Genomic DNA, 1,604 nt, shown 5'->3' with positions numbered 1-1,604 from the left:
GCGGTATCGGCTTTCAACGCGTCGGCAAGTGCGAATGCGCCGATGGGTTTGTTATTGACTGAGACTGCAACAATGCTTGCAATGTCCCAAACGCCGTCTGAAAACTTCGGCAAGGTCAGTTCGGCAAATTCGGCTTTGCCCGCTCTCACCAAACCCACGCCTTCCACTTCAGCGGTAATGCCTGCGCCGACAACGGTTTGCGCGTCTTTCGCGGTGGGAATCTCCAAACCGCGCGCTTGGGCGGCAGAAACGATAGCGCGGGCAAGCGGATGAGCGGCGTTTTGTTCGACAGCGGCGGCGATGCGGTACAAAGCGTCTTCGTCAAAGCCGCTGTCGGGAACGCAATAAACAGCGGCAACCTGCGGCTTTCCTTCGGTCAGCGTGCCGGTTTTGTCCAACACAACGGCATCGACGTGGGCGGCTTCTTCCATCGCCGCCGCGTCTTTAAACCAAATACCGTGTTTCACTGCTTTGCCCATGCCGACCATAATCGCGGCGGGCGTCGCCAAACCGAGTGCGCACGGGCAGGCAATTACCAAAACGGCAACGGCATGCATCAGTGCGACCGTCCAATCGCCTTTAATCAGCCAAGTAGCGATAAAAGTCAAAAGCGCGATGCCCACAACGGCAGGTACGAACACTGCCGCCGCCTTGTCCGCCACGCGCGCAATCGGTGCTTTGCTGCCTTGCGCTTCGGATAGCGCATTCATCATGTCGCCGAGCAGGGTTTGGCTGCCGAGTTGTGTGGCGCGGTAAACCACGCTGCCTTCGGTCATCAGTGCGCCCGCCAACACTTTGCCGCCCGCCTTTTTCTCTTCGGGGTTGGATTCGCCGGTAAGATGACTCTCATCCGCCCAACCGCTGCCGCTCTCGATGATGCCGTCGGCGGCAATGCGTTCGCCATGGTTGGCGCGGATAAGGTCGCCGATTTGCACTTGGTCGATGGGCAGTTGTTCCCATTTGCCATCGCGTTGCACGTTGACTTGGGTCGGCGTAAGTTTCAGCAGCAAGCCCAAGCTGTTCAGGCTGGATTTTTTAGTGCGATGTTCCAAAAACTTACCCAGCGACACAAAACCAATCACCATCACGCCTACTTCAAAATACACATGCGCCATGCCGTGTGCCGCGTGCGGGCTGAAAAACAGCATATAAACGGAATACAGGTAAATCGACACCGTGCCGATGGTAACCAGCACGTCCATATTCGCCAGCCCTCCTTTAATGCTCGCCCACGCGCTTTTGTAAAACGGGATTGCCAGCCAAAGCTGTACCACGCTTGCCAATGCAAACTGCAACAAGGGCGACAACATCCAATCGTGCCGTGTCCAATTCAGCCCTTTTAGCATCATCCCTACCATACCGATAAGGAACGGGATATTAATGGCCAGCAAAAGCCACAGCCTCCAGCTTACATGCGCTGTTTCTTCGGGCTGCGGCAGCGCGTCTTCCGTTTTTTCCTTCGCGCCGTAACCGGTTTTCTCAATGATTTTGGCAATGTCGGCTACCGACGTTTTGCTGTCGTCAAACGTAACCTGCGCCTCTTCGCTGGCGAAGTTCACCCCCGCCGATTCGACAAAATCTTTTTTGTTCAACACTTTTTCAAT

The 1,604-nt window shown here is 55.7% G+C and carries 1 protein-coding gene; it reads right to left on the bottom strand.

The features are described from left to right. A partial coding sequence (locus ACRPFF_RS10980; protein ID WP_432674658.1) for a heavy metal translocating P-type ATPase occupies positions 1-1,604 on the bottom strand: 1,604 nt, incomplete at both ends.

This window comes from Neisseria sp. SLRRB23, assembly GCF_050896295.1.
Lineage (GTDB): Bacteria > Pseudomonadota > Gammaproteobacteria > Burkholderiales > Neisseriaceae > Neisseria.
Note: the sequence above shows the minus strand (reverse complement) of the source record. Positions and strands in the feature narration are given on the sequence as shown.